This is a genomic window from Myxosarcina sp. GI1, assembly GCF_000756305.1.
Classification (GTDB): domain Bacteria; phylum Cyanobacteriota; class Cyanobacteriia; order Cyanobacteriales; family Xenococcaceae; genus Myxosarcina.
Genome location: NZ_JRFE01000010.1, coordinates 78,361 through 95,058 on the forward strand (window position 1 = coordinate 78,361; position 16,698 = coordinate 95,058).

16 protein-coding genes, 1 tRNA gene and 5 pseudogenes are annotated in these 16,698 nt (G+C 39.0%); 7 read left to right on the top strand and 15 right to left on the bottom strand.

Translation table 11 applies throughout. The features are described from left to right. Window positions 1-159: 159 nt before the first annotated feature. The 4 genes and pseudogenes from KV40_RS05270 to KV40_RS31875 all read left to right on the top strand — a co-directional run. A pseudogene (locus KV40_RS05270) lies at window positions 160-867 on the top strand (reverse transcriptase N-terminal domain-containing protein); the annotation flags it as partial. 613 nt (window positions 868-1,480) lie between these two features. Beyond that, the gene (ltrA, locus tag KV40_RS05275) at window positions 1,481-3,142 is read left to right on the top strand and encodes a group II intron reverse transcriptase/maturase (protein ID WP_036478568.1); all 1,662 of its coding nucleotides are present in this window, start codon (window positions 1,481-1,483) and stop codon (window positions 3,140-3,142) included. A gap of 2 nt (window positions 3,143-3,144) precedes the next feature. Next, entirely contained in the window at window positions 3,145-4,032 is an 888-nt protein-coding gene (locus KV40_RS05280; RefSeq protein ID WP_052055381.1) for a group II intron maturase-specific domain-containing protein, read from the top strand. Window positions 4,033-4,081: 49 nt separating this feature from the next. After that, a complete protein-coding gene (locus tag KV40_RS31875) occupies window positions 4,082-4,405 on the top strand; it encodes an HNH endonuclease (protein WP_052055382.1) in 324 nt (107 codons plus the stop codon). A gap of 413 nt (window positions 4,406-4,818) precedes the next feature. Here the strand turns inward: KV40_RS31875 and KV40_RS31880 are convergent. From KV40_RS31880 to KV40_RS05335, 10 genes and pseudogenes are all read right to left on the bottom strand, one after another. Then, a pseudogene (locus KV40_RS31880) lies at window positions 4,819-5,370 on the bottom strand (IS982 family transposase); the annotation flags it as partial. A gap of 442 nt (window positions 5,371-5,812) precedes the next feature. After that, window positions 5,813-6,276, bottom strand: a pseudogene (locus KV40_RS36565) (AAA family ATPase); the annotation flags it as partial. Window positions 6,277-6,287: 11 nt separating this feature from the next. Next, complete coding sequence (locus KV40_RS05300; RefSeq protein ID WP_036478570.1) at window positions 6,288-6,641, bottom strand: type II toxin-antitoxin system PemK/MazF family toxin; 354 nt, start codon at window positions 6,639-6,641, stop codon at window positions 6,288-6,290. Continuing rightward, window positions 6,634-6,882, bottom strand: coding sequence for a hypothetical protein (locus KV40_RS05305; protein WP_036478573.1), 249 nt, complete (start codon window positions 6,880-6,882; stop codon window positions 6,634-6,636). Before KV40_RS05305 ends, KV40_RS05300 begins: the two co-directional genes overlap by 8 nt. A 102-nt stretch (window positions 6,883-6,984) precedes the next feature. Next, a complete protein-coding gene (locus KV40_RS05310; RefSeq protein ID WP_081942779.1) occupies window positions 6,985-7,881 on the bottom strand; it encodes a transposase in 897 nt (298 codons plus the stop codon). A 71-nt stretch (window positions 7,882-7,952) separates the two neighbouring features. Continuing rightward, window positions 7,953-9,077: pseudogene (locus tag KV40_RS05315) on the bottom strand (phospholipase D-like domain-containing protein); the annotation flags it as partial. Window positions 9,078-9,104: 27 nt separating this feature from the next. Next, complete coding sequence (locus tag KV40_RS05320) at window positions 9,105-9,548, bottom strand: type II toxin-antitoxin system VapC family toxin (protein ID WP_036478580.1); 444 nt, start codon at window positions 9,546-9,548, stop codon at window positions 9,105-9,107. Further along, window positions 9,536-9,775, bottom strand: coding sequence for a hypothetical protein (locus KV40_RS05325; protein WP_036478581.1), 240 nt, complete (start codon window positions 9,773-9,775; stop codon window positions 9,536-9,538). Before KV40_RS05325 ends, KV40_RS05320 begins: the two co-directional genes overlap by 13 nt. A 25-nt stretch (window positions 9,776-9,800) precedes the next feature. Next, a complete protein-coding gene (locus KV40_RS05330) occupies window positions 9,801-11,558 on the bottom strand; it encodes an Eco57I restriction-modification methylase domain-containing protein (RefSeq protein WP_216595534.1) in 1,758 nt (585 codons plus the stop codon). Between the two features lie 5 nt (window positions 11,559-11,563). Beyond that, window positions 11,564-12,737, bottom strand: a pseudogene (locus tag KV40_RS05335) (ISKra4 family transposase). 82 nt (window positions 12,738-12,819) lie between these two features. On the opposite strand from KV40_RS05335, the gene KV40_RS05340 reads away from it, so the two are divergent. Continuing rightward, window positions 12,820-13,344: a hypothetical protein gene (locus tag KV40_RS05340; protein WP_036478586.1), complete on the top strand. Its 525-nt coding sequence runs from the start codon at window positions 12,820-12,822 to the stop codon at window positions 13,342-13,344. 6 nt (window positions 13,345-13,350) lie between these two features. Here KV40_RS05340 and KV40_RS37240 read toward each other — a convergent pair whose 3' ends face one another. From KV40_RS37240 to KV40_RS05355, 3 genes are all read right to left on the bottom strand, one after another. Then, window positions 13,351-13,593, bottom strand: coding sequence for a Rho termination factor N-terminal domain-containing protein (locus KV40_RS37240; RefSeq protein WP_036478589.1), 243 nt, complete (start codon window positions 13,591-13,593; stop codon window positions 13,351-13,353). 237 nt (window positions 13,594-13,830) lie between these two features. Further along, window positions 13,831-14,427, bottom strand: coding sequence for a hypothetical protein (locus KV40_RS05350; RefSeq protein WP_036478591.1), 597 nt, complete (start codon window positions 14,425-14,427; stop codon window positions 13,831-13,833). A gap of 91 nt (window positions 14,428-14,518) precedes the next feature. After that, window positions 14,519-15,208, bottom strand: a complete 690-nt coding sequence (locus KV40_RS05355) for a hypothetical protein (protein ID WP_036478594.1) — start codon at window positions 15,206-15,208, stop codon at window positions 14,519-14,521. Between the two features lie 109 nt (window positions 15,209-15,317). Between KV40_RS05355 and KV40_RS05360 the strand changes: the two genes are divergently transcribed. Both KV40_RS05360 and KV40_RS05365 read left to right on the top strand, forming a co-directional pair. Beyond that, window positions 15,318-15,644, top strand: a complete 327-nt coding sequence (locus KV40_RS05360; RefSeq protein ID WP_036478597.1) for a GIY-YIG nuclease family protein — start codon at window positions 15,318-15,320, stop codon at window positions 15,642-15,644. 15 nt (window positions 15,645-15,659) lie between these two features. Next, on the top strand, window positions 15,660-15,905 hold the full coding sequence (locus KV40_RS05365) for a hypothetical protein (protein ID WP_036478600.1): 246 nt from the start codon (window positions 15,660-15,662) through the stop codon (window positions 15,903-15,905). A 117-nt stretch (window positions 15,906-16,022) separates the two neighbouring features. Here KV40_RS05365 and KV40_RS05370 read toward each other — a convergent pair. Then, window positions 16,023-16,104, bottom strand: a tRNA-Leu gene (locus KV40_RS05370). Window positions 16,105-16,233: 129 nt separating this feature from the next. Beyond that, window positions 16,234-16,572 carry a P-II family nitrogen regulator gene (locus tag KV40_RS05375; RefSeq protein ID WP_036478602.1) on the bottom strand — a complete coding sequence of 113 codons (339 nt, stop codon included), beginning with the start codon at window positions 16,570-16,572 and terminating at the stop codon, window positions 16,234-16,236. Window positions 16,573-16,698: the final 126 nt, after the last annotated feature.

The window sequence follows — 16,698 nt, forward strand, 5'->3', positions numbered from 1 at the left end:
ACTGGTAGGGATCGACCCGTATGGTGTAAATGGAAGAGATGGGTCAAGAAGCAAAAGCCTAATCTGAAACGACAGGTAAAGCCAGAAAAAGGATGGGGTAATGCCCAGGATAAGCAGACGTGACCCGCAAATGTATCAAAGCTAAAGGTGTAATTAACAGTGAACAAGCCTAATACAGATTCAAAGTCGAAGACTGTGGGATGGGACAGTATTGATTGGCAACAAGTCGATAAATATGTCTACAAGCTGCAAACGCGCATTTATGCTGCCTCTCGTCGTGGAGAGATCAAAAAAGTCCGAAAACTTCAAAAAACATTAATGAATTCCTGGTCATGCAAAGTGCTAGCGGTTCGCAGGGTAACACAAGAAAATCGAGGCAAAAAGACAGCAGGAGTGGACGGGGAAAAATCCCTATCCCCAGCAGCTCGTATGAAACTCGTAGGACAACTCAAACTTACAGGTAGAAGTAAACCTACTCGAAGAGTTTGGATACCAAAACCAGGGAAGGATGAAAAACGTCCATTAGGAATACCTACCATATACGACCGCGCCTTACAAGGGGTAGTCAAAGCTGCCCTAGAACCAGAATGGGAGGCAAAGTTTGAAGCCTCAAGCTATGGTTTCCGACCAGGAAGAGCCTGCCAAGATGCGATAAAGCACATTAAGAACGCAATTCAATCTAAAGCCAAGTACGTTTTAGATGCCGACATTGCAAAATGCTTTGACCGCATCAACCACAATACATTACTCCAAAGACTTAACCACAGAGGAAAAGTCAGGAAACAAATTAAAGCTTGGTTAAAATCTGGGGTCATAGACAAAGGGGTATTTACTGCTATATCTGAAGGAACACCTCAAGGTGGCGTGGGTGCGCTGCGAAGCGTACTTTGGTAATGCTCAAGGAGAGTGAAAACTACCAAGAGATAGTACATTCCCTAATGTACTAAGGCTGACCCAGCAGGCAGGGGACAATGAGTAAAAACCTGTTTGAAGCCTGGGGAACAAGGGGCAAAATACTGGCACTCTGTTACAGTATGAGGCTTCGAGCCTGAATTTAACTATGGCTACGAAAGGAATCTTCGTCCGACGCTCCTACACCTTGGACACGCCGCTAAACAACAGAGATGGCGTGAGACATCAGGTAAGTCAATGTTGCACTCGTTTGACTGAAAAGAACTTTCGACGCGGTTCAAATTGCTCTAATTATAAGGGTACAAATTATCAACTGATGTCGGGGATACTAGGTCTGTATCCTTACGGAGTAAAGAAGAAGCCCACGGTTAAATGTAACCACTTACCGAAGTATGAACGTAGGAAGCGCAATAGCTGGTCTGGTCACAGACTGGGTTAACTGCAACTGAAGTAGTTATTGCGTGGCAGAGCCATCGTAGTAGTCCGAGCCAGAAAATAGTCTGGTACATGGCGAAGGATGGCAGTCATTGTTAGAGATACACATAGGAAGTAGAGAGGACTAAGAAGTATGTCCGATATCATCAAAACCCAACGTAGTCTCGCCATAAAAGCAAAGTTCCAGAAGRAACATCAATTTGACCATCTCTATCGGCTCATTTGCCGTCGAGATTGGATTGCCGATGTCCTAAAGACAATTCTCTCAAATAAAGGGTCTAAGACACCAGGAGTCGATGGAATAAGCAAAAAGGCTCTAGAATCAGAGGTAGCAAAGTCTAAATTTGTGAAAGAGCTTGAAAGCGAACTGCGTCAAAAACAGTTCCGCCCAATGCCCGTTCGTCGAATATACATTCCTAAGTCTAACGGTAAAACTCGCCCATTGGGTATTCCTACAATCAAAGACCGAGTAGTACAAATGCTTGTCAAAATGGTGTTAGAACCTATTTATGAAAGCGACTTCTTGAACTGCTCCAACGGTTTTCGACCAGGACGCAGAACACAGGACTGTATCGCCCGATTAGATAGCTACATCAACCGACGCAACAAATACTATTGGGTTATCGAAGGGGATATCAAAGGAGCATTTGACAGCATTCACCATCAAATATTGATAAAACTGCTGGCTCAAAGAATCTCTGATGAAAAGTTCTTAAAACTAATAGAACGATTTCTTGAAGCGGGAATTATGGAAGGTTGTTTGTTCAAACGCACCGAAACGGGAACACCGCAGGGTGCAATCTGCTCGCCAATTTTGGCGAACATCTACTTACATCAGCTAGACCTCTACTGGTGGAACAAATACGGCAATCTTCACCGCAAACAGAAAGAACGTCGTCGAATAAACCACATGGGAAACTGTGCGCTGATTCGATATGCTGATGATTGGCTACTACTTACCAACGGTGGGAAAGCAGAAGCCATCAGGCTAAAAGAAGAGTTTCAAGCCTTCCTCTGGAAAGAACTAAAGCTCGAACTTTCACCAGAAAAAACGCACATAACTCATGTAAATCAAGGTTTTGACTTTTTAGGTTTTCACGTTCAAAGATACGTAAAATCTAATGACCGACCTAAAATGCTGGTCACTCCAGCCCAGGAAAACATTAAAAAGTTGAAGCTCAAGATTAAAGAGATGACGCGACGCAAGTGGTTTCAAGATTCACCATTGCTCAAAATCTCAGCTTTAAACGCAGTACTCAGAGGATGGATTAATTACTATCGCCATACTAACACCAAGAAATTAGCCAAAGATCTAGACTTCTGGGTTAACGAAAGGCTGTTTCTCTGGTTAAGTAAACGGCATAAAGTATCCAAACGAAAAGTACTAGATAGATTCAAACTCCGTGAGAACGGGAAGAGATGGAACTTTGGTGTACTCAACGGGGATAATCACCTTTTTCTTTATAGGATGAGCGATTTACCCCTAAAGAAATACCGTTCTCGTTCACCAGAAAACCCTTATTTAGAAGGGTTTGGAACATTATCAGCAGCACAGCCAGAAATACCTTTATCCCAAATAATCTGGATGGGAAATGCCGAGAACGTCACATGGCGCGAACTCAAAGAGAAAATTAAAGCTGAGAGGGGCGCAAAATGCGAATGTTGTGGCGCACTAGGAAAACTAGACCTGCACCACATCATACCGCGCAAAAGCAAGGGTAAAGACACTGAAGATAATCTTCAGCTACTATGTCGCTCTTGTCATGCCTTAACACCCTCGTTTGGTCGGAGGTAACAATGATGGAAAGCCGTATGACGAGAAATTGTCACGTACGGTTTGGAGAGAGGTATGAAGAAACACATCAATCGCAAGATTGGAAAGTGCGCTTTGTGCCTACTCTATTTAGTCCGCTTCTAGCTAATATCGCTTTACATGGTATCGAAAGAATGCTAGAAGAATACGTAGAGACTCTTAAGATGAGGGAAGATAAATACCCTCATCGTACATTAAGCAAAGCTCGAAAGATTCAAACCCTAGCATTCGTGAGGTATGCTGATGATTTTGTGGTGATACACAAAAACCTGGAAGTAATCCAAAAGTGTCGGGAAGTAATTTCCCAATGGTTAAATGATATCGGCTTAGAGTTAAAACCATCTAAAACCAGAATCGCTCATACGCTCGTCCCAGAGCAAAGTGAAGATGGAAAGGTTGGGTTTGATTTTCTTGGATATTACATCCGACAATATCCATCAGGCAGACACAAATCTGCCAGAAACGGAGCGGGTCAAATCCTGGGTTTTAACACACTCATAACCCCTTCCAAACAATCCCTTGTTAAACATAAAGAAAGCATTAAAAAGACCATTAAGAAGCATAAATATGCCTCACAAATCGATTTAATTAACGATTTGAACCCCATCATCAGGGGATGGTGCAATTACTTTAGCTTTAGTGATGCAAAAACAACAAGAGATTTTTCAAGGCAAGACCATATGGTCTTTCAAAAATTAAGAGCATGGGGTAGACACCGATGTAAAGGTCTTAAAACCGCCTACGAGAAATATTTTCGTAAAATTGGTGGTAGAAACTGGGTATTCGCAGTCAAAGAAGGGAATGCGAACCCTCTTCGACTACTTTCGCATGGCTTAGTTGAACTGCTTTCAAATAAGCCATGCGAAAGTTAAAAGCGATAAAAGCCCCTACGATGGCGACCTAGTTTATTGGAGTACCAGAATGGGTAGGAATCCAGAAATGCCCAATATAAAGTCTTTATTGCTTAAAAAACAAAAAGGTAAATGTAACTGGTGCGGACTTTATTTTCGTAACGGAGACTTGTTAGAAAAAGACCACATTCTGGCTACCGCATTAGGTGGCAAGAATGAGTTTGCTAACTATCAATTACTTCACGGTGGAAAATGTCACAACGAAAAAACGGCAATTGACCTAATTAAAATCAGGGAAAAAAGGGCTACAGACTTTATCAAGAAATTATTTTTTGAATGGTCACAAGTCAAATTCAACGGGATAGATGATATCCCTGTATTGGTCGAAAGTTGAGAGGTCAGTTAATGACAAAGTGGATACGTTTGAGTAGCCGAGTGATGGGAAAACTATCACGCTCGGTTTCGGATAGGAGGGATAAGCTGGTAACAGCTACCCCGACCTTACTTGCGGGGTTTCCCCGCAGGAAGCAAAGCTTCCAAGCGTCGCTAGACGCGACTTCGAGCCTTGCTCGTGCAGCGACTGCATCAAGAAGCGATCGCTATAGTCATCACTTCACTCAACGACATTCTAGAACGACATCTTTTTTCACATGGCATTGATGGTAGTTGCTTTTGTCTCTGCCATAGTCTTGACCATTGGTTGCACAAGTAATCTACATCCCAAAATATTTGTGTAATGTCCAATCTCGATGTCATCATAGAACTAGCTGAGATGCTCAGTATTTTTGCTTATTCTGAGTTTACATCTCAGCCTTTCTTTTCTCTAATTTTTTCGTCGAGCTCACGTTGTCCAATGAGTGCCGAAGGCACTCTGCCGTGCGAAGCACGTCGAAGCTCTCCAGTTGTTTCAACTAAACGGCGGGTTTTGACTAATGTTTGAACCCAGTGGCGGTCGCGAGAATCAATCAGATTAGAACGCTTTGGAGTTTGAAGATTAAGATTTTGTTCTAATAACTCTTGCTGTAATGAAGAACTAAGATAACCTTTGTCTCCAATTAGTAATCTACTAATTCCATGAATAACATCCCACAATGCTTCTCGCTCGGAGACATTAGCAGAAGTCAAGCTGAAACCAGTAATAACCCCATTAGTGCTGATAACCAAGTGTCCTCGAAAACCATAGTACTTCTCATCTTTAGCTGCACAGTATCCGAAACTCGCTTCTGCTGAAAACAGTCGGCAATTTTTCGCTCTTTGGTAATGGCACAAAGGAATCGGAAAACCGTCAATTAGATGAATTGAATCCTCRAAACCTCCTRACTCTCGCGCCAGAAGTTGYTGTAACTGCTGCTCATAGCACCATAAGTTAGCAAACGCTCCAGTCCGCGTCTCACAAAAGCTGAACGGCTTTTAATTTCGGGAAATAATTCTTGCCAATGACCTCGAAAATAATTCCCGATACCTTTGTCTGCATCAATCCTCAAAAATTCGCCTACGATTTCCATGRTAATAACTTCAYTATCGTTTAAACAAGGAGCAAATCCTCTGGCTCTAACTTGATTACCTTGAGTAATTTGACTCCATAGATCATCTACACAGCAAAAGACAGCAATGATAAAATCTTCAGTACTAAACATTGTCCCATCGAAATTAAAAACATTATCTTCTCAGATGGGATTTTCATTTTCAAATCTAAAGTTGCACACAGCGTATATATTCTTTGCCTGTTTTTCCTTCTGTACTGTAACTGAATTTTTTACCAGCATTACTAGCTGAATAAACAGTTCCAATAAACTAAGCTGCTTGGAAGTAGCTACGGGAGACATGGTAGGTGGTAGATAGATAAGCCACTTGGGATTGACCGCAAAACGACTCATTACTTCCAATGCCTCAATTTCTGCTTCCGAAGCTAGGGTGTAGATAAAGCGAAAGCCTTCTCGTTTTAAGTTACGGAGCGAACGCTTCAAACTACTAACCTGATTGCGAACTACATGAGAGCCAAACTGACGGTCTGCTCTTTGTCGATTTCGTTGGTGACAAATAGACTCTGGTAAATCTAAAACTATGGCTACCGCAAAGCAGTGAAATTGTTTGGCTAATTTTAGTAGCGGCTTGATTGGTTTCGTCATCGGAGACTACACCGCGAAAATAGTCTGAAGAAAGAATTTCCGTTTCTTTAAAATGAGTACGGGCAAAGGTGGACTTACCAGAACCCGATGCGCCAATTAAGACGATTAAAGATAGTTCGGGAAAGGTTAGTTTCATTAGCCTGTAAATCAGTAAAAACCTAGCTGAACGTCTATTGCAGCTTTAATATCGTTCCAGTAAAGCTCTTCTAGTTTACCTATCTTAGAGGTAAGTCTGTAGCGATCGACGCTGCGGATTTGATTGAAGTGCAATCCTCTTTCCTTGTCCAAGCCATTTTCGGGTGTCGGTAAAACATTGACTACAAATGAGTAATTCCTCTTGGCTAAAAAGGGAACTATAGTTGTGATTTTACTAGCTCTATTACCTAAATCGTTTTGTAAAATTAGACAGGCTCTAGTCTTCCTAGCTTCCACTCCCACACCAGGATCTAGCTTCACCCACCAAATATCTCCTCGCCGATAATTTGATGAAGTGCTATTCATCAGCGACCATCCCTTCAACAGAATCGTCTAACCCATCACCAGCAGTAGAATCCCAAAGCTCTATCTCTGCTTGCCATTCTGGGTCGTTACTTTGTTCTCGATAGTCAGCCTCAAGCTTGGCCTCAAACGCTTTTCTTCTCTGTTGTTGAATAAGTTCGTTAATGTATTGGCTCCGATTTTTCGTTACTCTGTCTAGAAATTCAAGTGAAGAATCGTCTAAGTTGATTGAAATTTTACTCACGAGACCGTTTCCAATAATTGCTACAAAACTATACTACCATTGGTAGCAAAGTTAAGTAGGAACATTATTAAGTACCTCTGTGTTTTTTCTGAATTTTAGGACTTACGCAAGAGCCATCTTTAGAGAAGGATTTTTAAGCTGCTGAATCAAGTAGCGATCGAGAAGATCATTTTTCAGTTGATAGACAGTAGAATTATTGGCGATCGCTAAATATTTCAAACGAACCCAAACAAGCAATGAACAACCAAGCGGAAGCAAAGCTTCCCAGCCGCCTTGCGGCGGTCTGCGCGTACGCGCTGCATTACGCTGAATTCTAGCCTTACGACACTGGCATTTTTCCCACCCAGTTAATTGTTTTCCTTCACGGTGTAGCTGCTCAATTTTCCATCGAAAGCCACACGTTTGATGTGTTGCCTCAGTAGAGTCTTGAGTAAAATCGTTGGTGACGACATAATCCGTGCGGTGGGTAGACACCTCAACCCGAAACAGTTTCACCTTGTGTTCTTTAGGAAAACCCTTGATTTTAATTATTTTACCCTGGTCTAATTCTTCATTGTTCCACTCCAAACTATCAACTCTTTGATATGACTGAAGATCGCTCGCATCATCTACTTGACGATTATTTTTAAGAGGACAGTCGTAAACACGATAATCAATTAGCCAAAACTGGTCGATAGCTGGATTCACGTAAATACAGGTAACTACTCCAATACCTTTAATTACCTTCTTGGCATTACCACTATACTGTCTTCGGACTAGCTCGATACGATCTGAAAAATTTTTGTCTAGTACCGTATCATCAAATATTAAATATCCTGACTCACTAGTTATCAGTTGTGATTTGACATTTTCCCAGATCAGTCTTGGTGTAATTTTTTCTCCTTTGAGAAAACGATTTATTTTGTCATGACTGAACTCATGACTATGGTCTGCGAAGTTAGTCAGCGTATAGTTAATCTGACTTACTAGAAGATATTGGCAGTAGTCCAAACAAGTCATTTTATTTGCCATACTCTGACCTTAACTCGTTTGCACTTCCCCGCTCAAATTTTTCTTTTGCGTAAGTCCTATAATATAAAATCTCGATCTTTGTAGCGATAATTCTCTAATAAAGTTCTAAAAGTATTGTCGTCATCTTGCCTTAACATTCCCATTGAGAGAACGCGAGCATTTAAATGATAAATTTCGTTATAGCGTTCCCACATATCTATTAGTGGTGGAGGACAGACAATCAAGGGACGAGCATTTTCTATTTGTTCAAAATGCTTGACGATCGCCGCGCCGATAAAACTTTTTCCGAGTCCTACTACGTCGGCGACAAATGTACCATCATAATCGCGAATGTTCTGAATCGCGTGTTTGACTGCAATTTTTTGAAAGTCTGCTAATTGTTGGCTGATTTCGTTATCTACAATTAAATCTTTTGGCGTGACATCTTCGAGGCGATCGCGTACCAATGTGTAGAGCGTTTTCATGTAGATATCGTAGGGAGTAGCTAGAGAAACTGCCCAAGACTGCTTCATCTCTTCCATTAAAGCTTCGTCGAAGTCCTCTGCTTCATCCCAAAGTTCTTCAAACCAGTTGGTTAATGCTTCGTGATTATCATTGCCATGAACCATCACATTGAGTTCTGTATTGTGTTCGATTCCAGAGAGACTGAGATTAGACGAACCAACTACAGCAATACCATTTTCGGTTCTTGCTACTTCTCTACCTCGATCGTCATAAACTTTGCCGTAGTCAAAAATATAGGCTTTAGCGTGTAGTATCCCTTTGGTGTAAACTTTCACTTCAAGCCGCTTTTCTTTAATCATCCGCACCAGATTATTAATTAGTGTCTGTGCTTCATCTGTTTGGTCGATAAGTTCGATACTAGAACGAACATTAGCAGCAGTTTCTTCTGTTATTTGCCGTCTTTCGCTGCGTTTAGGATAACTTTCGGCTTCGAGGCGATCGCTAATTAGCTCTAATCTTTTATATCCTTGGGCGATTTGTTCGATAGTTTCGCGATTGGAAGTATTGCCAATTAATAAGCGCAGTTGTTTGACATGGTTCAGGCGATCGCCAATTGCTGTAAAGCCAGAAATGAAGAAGTAACCGACAGCAAAATGGGCGGCTTCAGAGGTTTCGAGAATACAGTTGATTTTGTCTACTAATTTTTGATTACGATTATCAATAATGTCGTGGCTAGGCATGAAAATAAGTAATAAATATTTAAATTATTAAGAAGCTAAGACTTCGCTGAGAATAACTGCAGATAAATTGGATAAATTTCGGAAGCCTAGATCGTTAGTTATAAAAAGATCGCAATTGACAGATATAGCTGAAGCAGCATGAATAGCGTCAGGCGTTTTGAGGTTAGTATTTGCCCGTAAATTGGCTGCTTGCCGAAGTATAGACTGACTTATCGGAACGAGTTGCATTGCTGAATTTAGTAACAGTTGTTCGTAATCGGAAACCAAAGATTGATTATTACTTCGTAGAGGTAAAACTAACACTTCCATTAAAATTAGATCGCTGCTAATAAGATCTATTTCTTGCGCTTGAAACTTAGTCCATAACGGTTGTAATAAGGAAAAGTAATCTGTATTCTCCTCAAGCGTGTAAATTAGCACCGCAGTATCTACATAAACTTTGCTATCAGATGGGATCGCTAACTGTCCCATGATTCTCTTTCCTCTCGTAATTGTCGATCTATATCTTCTGCACTTCTACAAGCATGTCTACTACGACTTTCTTCTATTAATTCCAATACAGAACGTTTTTGAGGCTTATTTTTTTCTGGTAAAACAACGAATACGTCAACAGTATCGCCAATCTCACTTTCGGGAATTTCTATTTCAATCTTGTTTCCTGGTAAAACTTTGGTTGTCAGGTGTAAAGCTGGTTGCATAGTAGGATTCTACTTGGTTATCTATTTATTGCATTATCTCTTTTACTTCTATCACAAGCCATATTTTTAGTAACTCTAAAGCACGAGCATAGAAGAAACAATACAAATCAGCTGTTCCTGTATAAATTTCTGGATAAACTTTCTTAAGGGTTGGTTTTAAATGCTTAATTAGTTCTTGACGCACGTAAGGAGAATTGGCAACTACCACGTAAGGAGAATTGGCAACTACAATGTCAAAACCTCCATCAGCAAAAACTTCAGCAAAATCTAAACTCCAATCGAACTTGTCTACTTCATCACTGCCATAAGTCAGTAAAGAAATTTCTTTCTTCAATCTGGTAATTTCTGCTTCTAACTTTTTCTTTTGATTACCTTCATGAGTTCTAATATATTGAGCTTTAACGTCTCTAAACTGCTCGATTAAAACATTAGAAAGCTTGATTTCTGAAGGATTGGGCGAAATTAAACTATCGCCTACTTCAATCTTGTATTTTAAATTTGGTAGTGGATTTGGTTTTTCTCCTTCATAATCTACTGCCAAAGACAGCCAAAGTCTCAACCTTGCGATGTTAACGGCAAAAACATCTATATCTACGCCATAAAGATTGTTTTCAATAATTTCTAGTTTGCGCTGGTAAATTGTATTAGAATCAATTCCTTCAGCCCTAAACAAACACTCTCGTAAATCTAGTAACTCGTGCAGCATTCCTAAAAGATACGCACCGCTTCCACAAGCCAAATCGCAAGCTCTGACTTTCTTTAACGCTTCTAGTACAGCTTCAGAATTAGTTAAATCCGATGGATCGCGATCGTCCACGAATTTTGCAATAGCATTTTCTTTCTCTTTATTTGGAAGGGTTTGAGCAAAGTTTTGAGTTTTAAGATATCCTTTCAAAGACTCCCGACACATGAAAGACACAATCGGGTTGGGAGTATAGTAACTACCACTTTCGTGTCTTCCTGTTACCAACTCCTCGAACACCTTACCTAGCATCTCAGGATCGACAGCCACTTCAACATCTAGCGGCGTACTCTCAGTAACCGTAAAAGCAAAACTTTGAAACAAATCGTGCAGGATTGAATCTATACAATCATCGGGAATGACTATCTTTGAGTTTTTATTTTCATCATCCTGTTCAAACAAACCACCATTAAGATAAGGAACAGTTCCGATTAAATCTTTGAGATAACCGCCGTTATTAATGCCAATAACATCTTGCTGCTGTGGGTTGTTAAGTCCAGCAAAAAACAAATGAGAAAGGCGATCGCGATAGAAATTGCTTTTTTTAGTTCGTTCATTGCAGTAAGCTTTCCATAAAGCTGAGAGATAATCAGTCTCGTCGTTATATTGCAGCCAACCTTTTTTCTGAACGAAATAAACGAACATCAAACGGTTAAATAACTTTTGAGTAAATAATCGTTTGCGATCGCTCTCACCAATACCCTCAATTAATCCTTCGACTTCTTCAAATACTTGGCGATATTTTCTAAAAAACTTATCTGTAACTACTTCAACATCAAAAGCTTCGTCATGATGTTTTTGTATTTCTAAAGGCGAGTTGGAATCAAATGATTCGAGGTCTAATAAACTTAGTTGTTCTGTAGCAGTTCTTAATTGATTGTCGCCAGCTTCAACTTTAATACGGCGAAATAGTTTTCTCTTTTGTGGCGAATCTTCGTATTTTACGTTGAGGAAATGCCATTGCGGTCGCGTTTTGTTAGAAAAGACAAATAAACTGTAAAGATTATCTGGAAGAAGCTTGGGAGCATCCCATTTTGGCAAATAGACTAAGCAGCAATTTGTCTATTAAGATAAGCACAGCGCAATCGCAACATTGGACTGACTGAATTAAAATTCCATTGCGCTCCTGAAATTTTTAAACGGCGATCGAGTTGTTTAATAGCTGATTCGACTGCCCCAGAACCAATTGAAATATAATCTTCAGCTTGTAATAGCTCGTAATTAACTAGACGATGACGGTGTTTTTCAACATAAGCAATAAATTTCCGCGCTCGTTTAGGACATTCTTGTTGAAATAAAGAGATCGCTTGCTCGACTTCTCCTTGCCATAAAAATGTTTCTGCCTGTCTCAGGCGTTTTAATGAACCACCAACTTTGAACAAGTTTTCTTTGAGATGAAACCAATCTAGAATTTCATATCGTTGTTGTGTGGTAGAAATTTGACTAAAAAGATTCCACACTCCTGAATGTCCATCTCCCAGACAGATTAGGGGATTTGTTAATACTTGAGAATTAATCCATGCAGTTAACTCTTCTTTCCTTCGGAATGTTGCCCCGTAATATACTCCCGACAAACGCGCTGCTTGATAGTCTCGCCATTCACATTTTTCTCCTCGGCGTTGAGTTCTCAATCTTACTTTACCTCCATCAAGACATACCTCATGAATGGCTATTGGGCTATCGGGAAAATCTAAATGCTTTTGTTTTGTATAAACTTGTCTTTGTAAGGTGCTATGTCCTACTTTCATTCCTGTCAGCAAAAATAGATCTTGTTCTGCTTGAGAGAACGATTCATTAGCACTCAAACATAGACAACATTTTTGAAGTAAAGGACTAATACGAGTTCTTGCTTCTACAGCTTGCTTTTCTAATTGTCTGTGACGTAGACGTAGTTTTCCTACAGAGCTTTTAATTATTCGCTCTTTCCCGATGTTTGTTTGAGTTTTTTGTTTGACAAAAAAGCGGTGCGACCCCGCTGCGGTTTCCGCAGCTAGGGAACGCGCACCAAGACAAATGCCATTTTAGGTCCAACTGATTCCAAGAGATGTTCTCTGACTGATTTTTCTATATCCTCCAAAGTTTGGCGCGGACTGGAGTCCGCCGACGTTCCAAAGGAACGGCGAATCGCGAAGCGCGATTGTCTGATGGAGTATTACGATACAAAATCTCTGATAGTTCTTGAACGCACTCTTGAACACGAGCTTTTTCTGATGGAGTCATTAATCTTTTTATCTACTCAAGTCTTCTTATAGTTTGACCGCCATTGCTTCTATTTCTCTACTTCTTCTGTTTTTCTTCCAAAATGGGATGCTCCCAATTAACTTTACTAGAGCTAATACGTACAACTATTACAATTGATACCAGCAAGCTTAACGCTATCAAATGTAGATTTTCAGATGATAGTATACTGTGTGCTTTATCTACTCAATCTGTCAACCATAGCTTCAATCTCAATTTAAAAGATGATGAAATACTTGCTGGCATTGGTGTAATTTTTATTGATACTTTCTATGAATCGGTAAGTGATGATGTAAAAACACTTATCGATAAATCATTAGAATATGAAATTAGAAGCATTAATAGTTTGGGATTAGTCGTACCAATTCGTTATTACCCACACAATCAAGAATTATTTGTAGAATACGAGACTGCTACTGAGTTTGTTAGCGATGTGCCGTTAAAAATTATTTGTTTTGATTTAGACGAGCAAGCATTAATACAGTTATATTATTTTAAAGAATTGCTCCGCCATAGACCAACAGAGCAAGCCAGAAAGCAGATGAGAGCTTATCGTAAGAGTAAGCAAAAGAGCTTTGCTACTTTATAGAGTCAGCTAAATATGAGAGATAAGCACATTTGCTAAATCGTATTTATTCAATCGTGAATAGTTTTTGATTTTGTAATCTTTTGCTAGTTCTCGTAGCTGTTTTACAGTCATTGTAGGTATGCTATTAATCCTCTTACATTTCTCAATATGGCTTGTAACTGCTAGAGCTATTGATTGGAGAATTAGTGGTAGAAAGAAAGCAGAAATTAAAATGTAGAGAGTAATTTCTAAAGCTTGTATGCTATTCATTTTTGTGGTGCTGTAGATAGTTTTCTGTAGTGTTCTTTTTCTATCTATAGTACTATTGTATTTATGCTTTGTAGTATGTCAAATGTAAAAATACCAGCTTTTTAGGCTGGTTGAGGTATTAGTTAGGTTTGCGATCGCGGTCTTTTTGCTTTACATCATCAGGTTTTACTATCTTTATAGCAAAGGCATTGTCAAACCAATGTTGGTAAAATCGCTTTTGTTGTTCTTTATTCATTTTTAGTAAGGTATATCGTTTTTTTGTTTGTGATAGGTAATAGCCATTGAGATGGCTATCGCTCTACGATCTTCAGTCGTGTATGTCTGAGGGCAAATTTCTTCAGCCATATTCATACAATTACTCATTACCAAGGCAAGCCTGTTAATAAGTTCTTCATCTATGTCAATATTGGATTCTGCTATTGGTTGTAATTCTGGCTGATAGCCATGAGGTCTAGTATTGTTTATGTTGTTTTCTATTTGGTCATAGAGTGGTTTTTCAGCCACTCTCGAATAGTAATCGGCTTGAGCTTGACTGAGATTAATTTGTGGTTCTATACCTGCTTGTTTGGCTGGAGAGTGTAAGCCAATACTTGGTTGTTGGTTTTTACCGTAGTACCACACCTCATGTCCCCATTGAGCCAATCTGAAAATTTCTGAGTTAGACCATTCGCTAACCCATCTTGTTTCACTATTTTGAGCTTGTATTTCTACTCCACGATTAGAGCCATTGCCATCACGATTGGGTCTTGCTTTAGTCCACCTAATTATTTTTACTCTTTGTGGGTGTTCCCAAGTATTTGTTTGCTGTCCATTATTAATAGTGTTAGAATTCATGTTGTAGTATGAGCCTTTTAGATTTGTAGTTATCTCTATTATCTCATACTACACAATAGTTGTCTACGGTTAAATCCTTGTGTAGAGCTAATTACAGCGATTCTAAGTAATGTTTTCTCTGCTCTATCGTGTGGTACTGGTCGAGAGTAGCCAGTACATCTACAAAGCTTTTCTTGAGATGAAACATTACTACGTGAAATGTTATGAAGCCGTATAGTTGTTGTTCGCTCCATTCATTAGCATTACGTGATACTGTCATTCGGCATTTAAATTTGTCTCTGTAACTTTTAATAACATCTTTGTTAGTGACAACTACCTTGGTTGGCCTACTTAGATTATTTAAAGCTTTTTCGTAAGCATTTCTTATAGCTATTACGTAGTCATAATCGCCTTCATATTCGGCTCTGAGTTCATAAAATAATTCTTTAAGAGCTAATACATCTCGTTCACATTCTGAGAACTCATGCTCGATATAAGTCAAAAATTGAGCGAACGTTAATGCTTCTTGCTGACCCTTCTCAATCGGTGTTGGGCAAGCTAGCTCATTATTGATTGAAGCTAGCATTGAAGCGATCGCATCTTTACAATATTTTTTTACCGATGACACACTCATTTTTGCTATTTCTGCCGCTTCTGGAATACTTCTTCCATTGGCTATAGCATCATTAGCTAGTCCTATTTGTTCTGGTGTAATTTTCTTAGCCATGTAATTATCTAAAAATGTAGTTTTGTATAATACTTTTTCTATAATTATGGTAGAATACACCAAAACTAATGTCAATGGCTACGAGCAATAAATAGCAATAGTTACGGCTATCTAAATTCATTTACATTGTAGTATTTAAAATTTATAATAGTAATATAATAATTTAATAGCTTCATCTGTATTTATGACCACCATACACACTTATTTAATAGAAATAAGCAGTGATTTTTTAACTCAACCACTTTATAAAATAGGGCGTTCGGTAAATATTTTTAATAGACTCAATCAACTCAGTCAAGGAAACATATTTGAATACCGTATACTTAATCAACTCAAGTTTGATGCCGAGCTTTATTTACACAAATTATTCGACAGAAACAGAGTTGATAAAAACCGTGAATGGTTTGCTTTTACTTTTGACGAGCTATTGAACGTACATTTTCAATTCAGCACGCTAAGAAGAGTTAATAAAGCACCTCAGCCTAACACTAAAGATGCCTACATTAATTGATCGCTGATAAGAAATTTGCTAAAAGATTTGTCAAGTAGAGAGTTTGACTCAGTAAATAAGCCTTTTGAATTAGTTAAAAGTGATGTATACTCTCATCCACTTTTTGCTCAAATAAAACAAGAAATGAATAAAGAAGAAGCTAAAGATGAGCGTTGGTTTTGGCAAATGTTAAAACAGGAATTGGGTTTTAATCTTAAAAGATGTGGTAAGCACAAAAATAAGTATCGAATTTACAGCAGTGTCGAGCAGAGACAAGACTAAGTTAGTTAGGAAACTTAACTCGCTAAATACAACCTAATGGTTTGCTTGCTTATTTGGTAGCGTTTTGGTAGCTTAGACTTTAATCAGTCAAATCAGGAATCGCTATAACTTAATGTATGGGCAAAGTCGGACTCGAACCGACACGTATTGCTACGCCACATTTTGAGTGTGGTGCGTCTACCAATTTCGCCATTCGCCCGCAGCGTTAAAGTGTATGCACTTAGCAAAAATTATTCTAACATAAATAGTCTTTGGATAGTACTTGGTTCTGAAATAAAGGGAGACAAGGATAGTATTTTGTTCCTTACTCCCAATACAATAGGCTAAATTAGACAGCCTCTAGATTTTTTTCGCCCGTACGAATTCGCACAATTTGGTCTACGGGATGGACAAAAATTTTGCCATCTCCAATTTCGCCCGTTCTAGCCGCAGCGATAATTTTATCTACTACCATATCTACTTGAGCATCTTCAATAACAATTTCAATTTTGAGTTTTTGTAGAAATTCTACGGTATATTCAGAACCTCGATAACGTTCTGTTTGTCCTTTTTGGCGACCAAAGCCTCTAACCTCAGAAACGGTCATTCCAACTACACCTGCATTGACTAGAGCAATTTTGACTTCATCTAATTTGAATGGTCTAATAATAGCTTCAATTTTTTTCAAGGTTCAGCCTCCTCTTTTTACCAATAAATTTTATGTATATCATTCTACGGTTATTTACGAAATCAGCTAGCTTATTGGTAACATCTTCAATAAAAGTTTTATGTTCGATCGCTCGACTTCTTAATT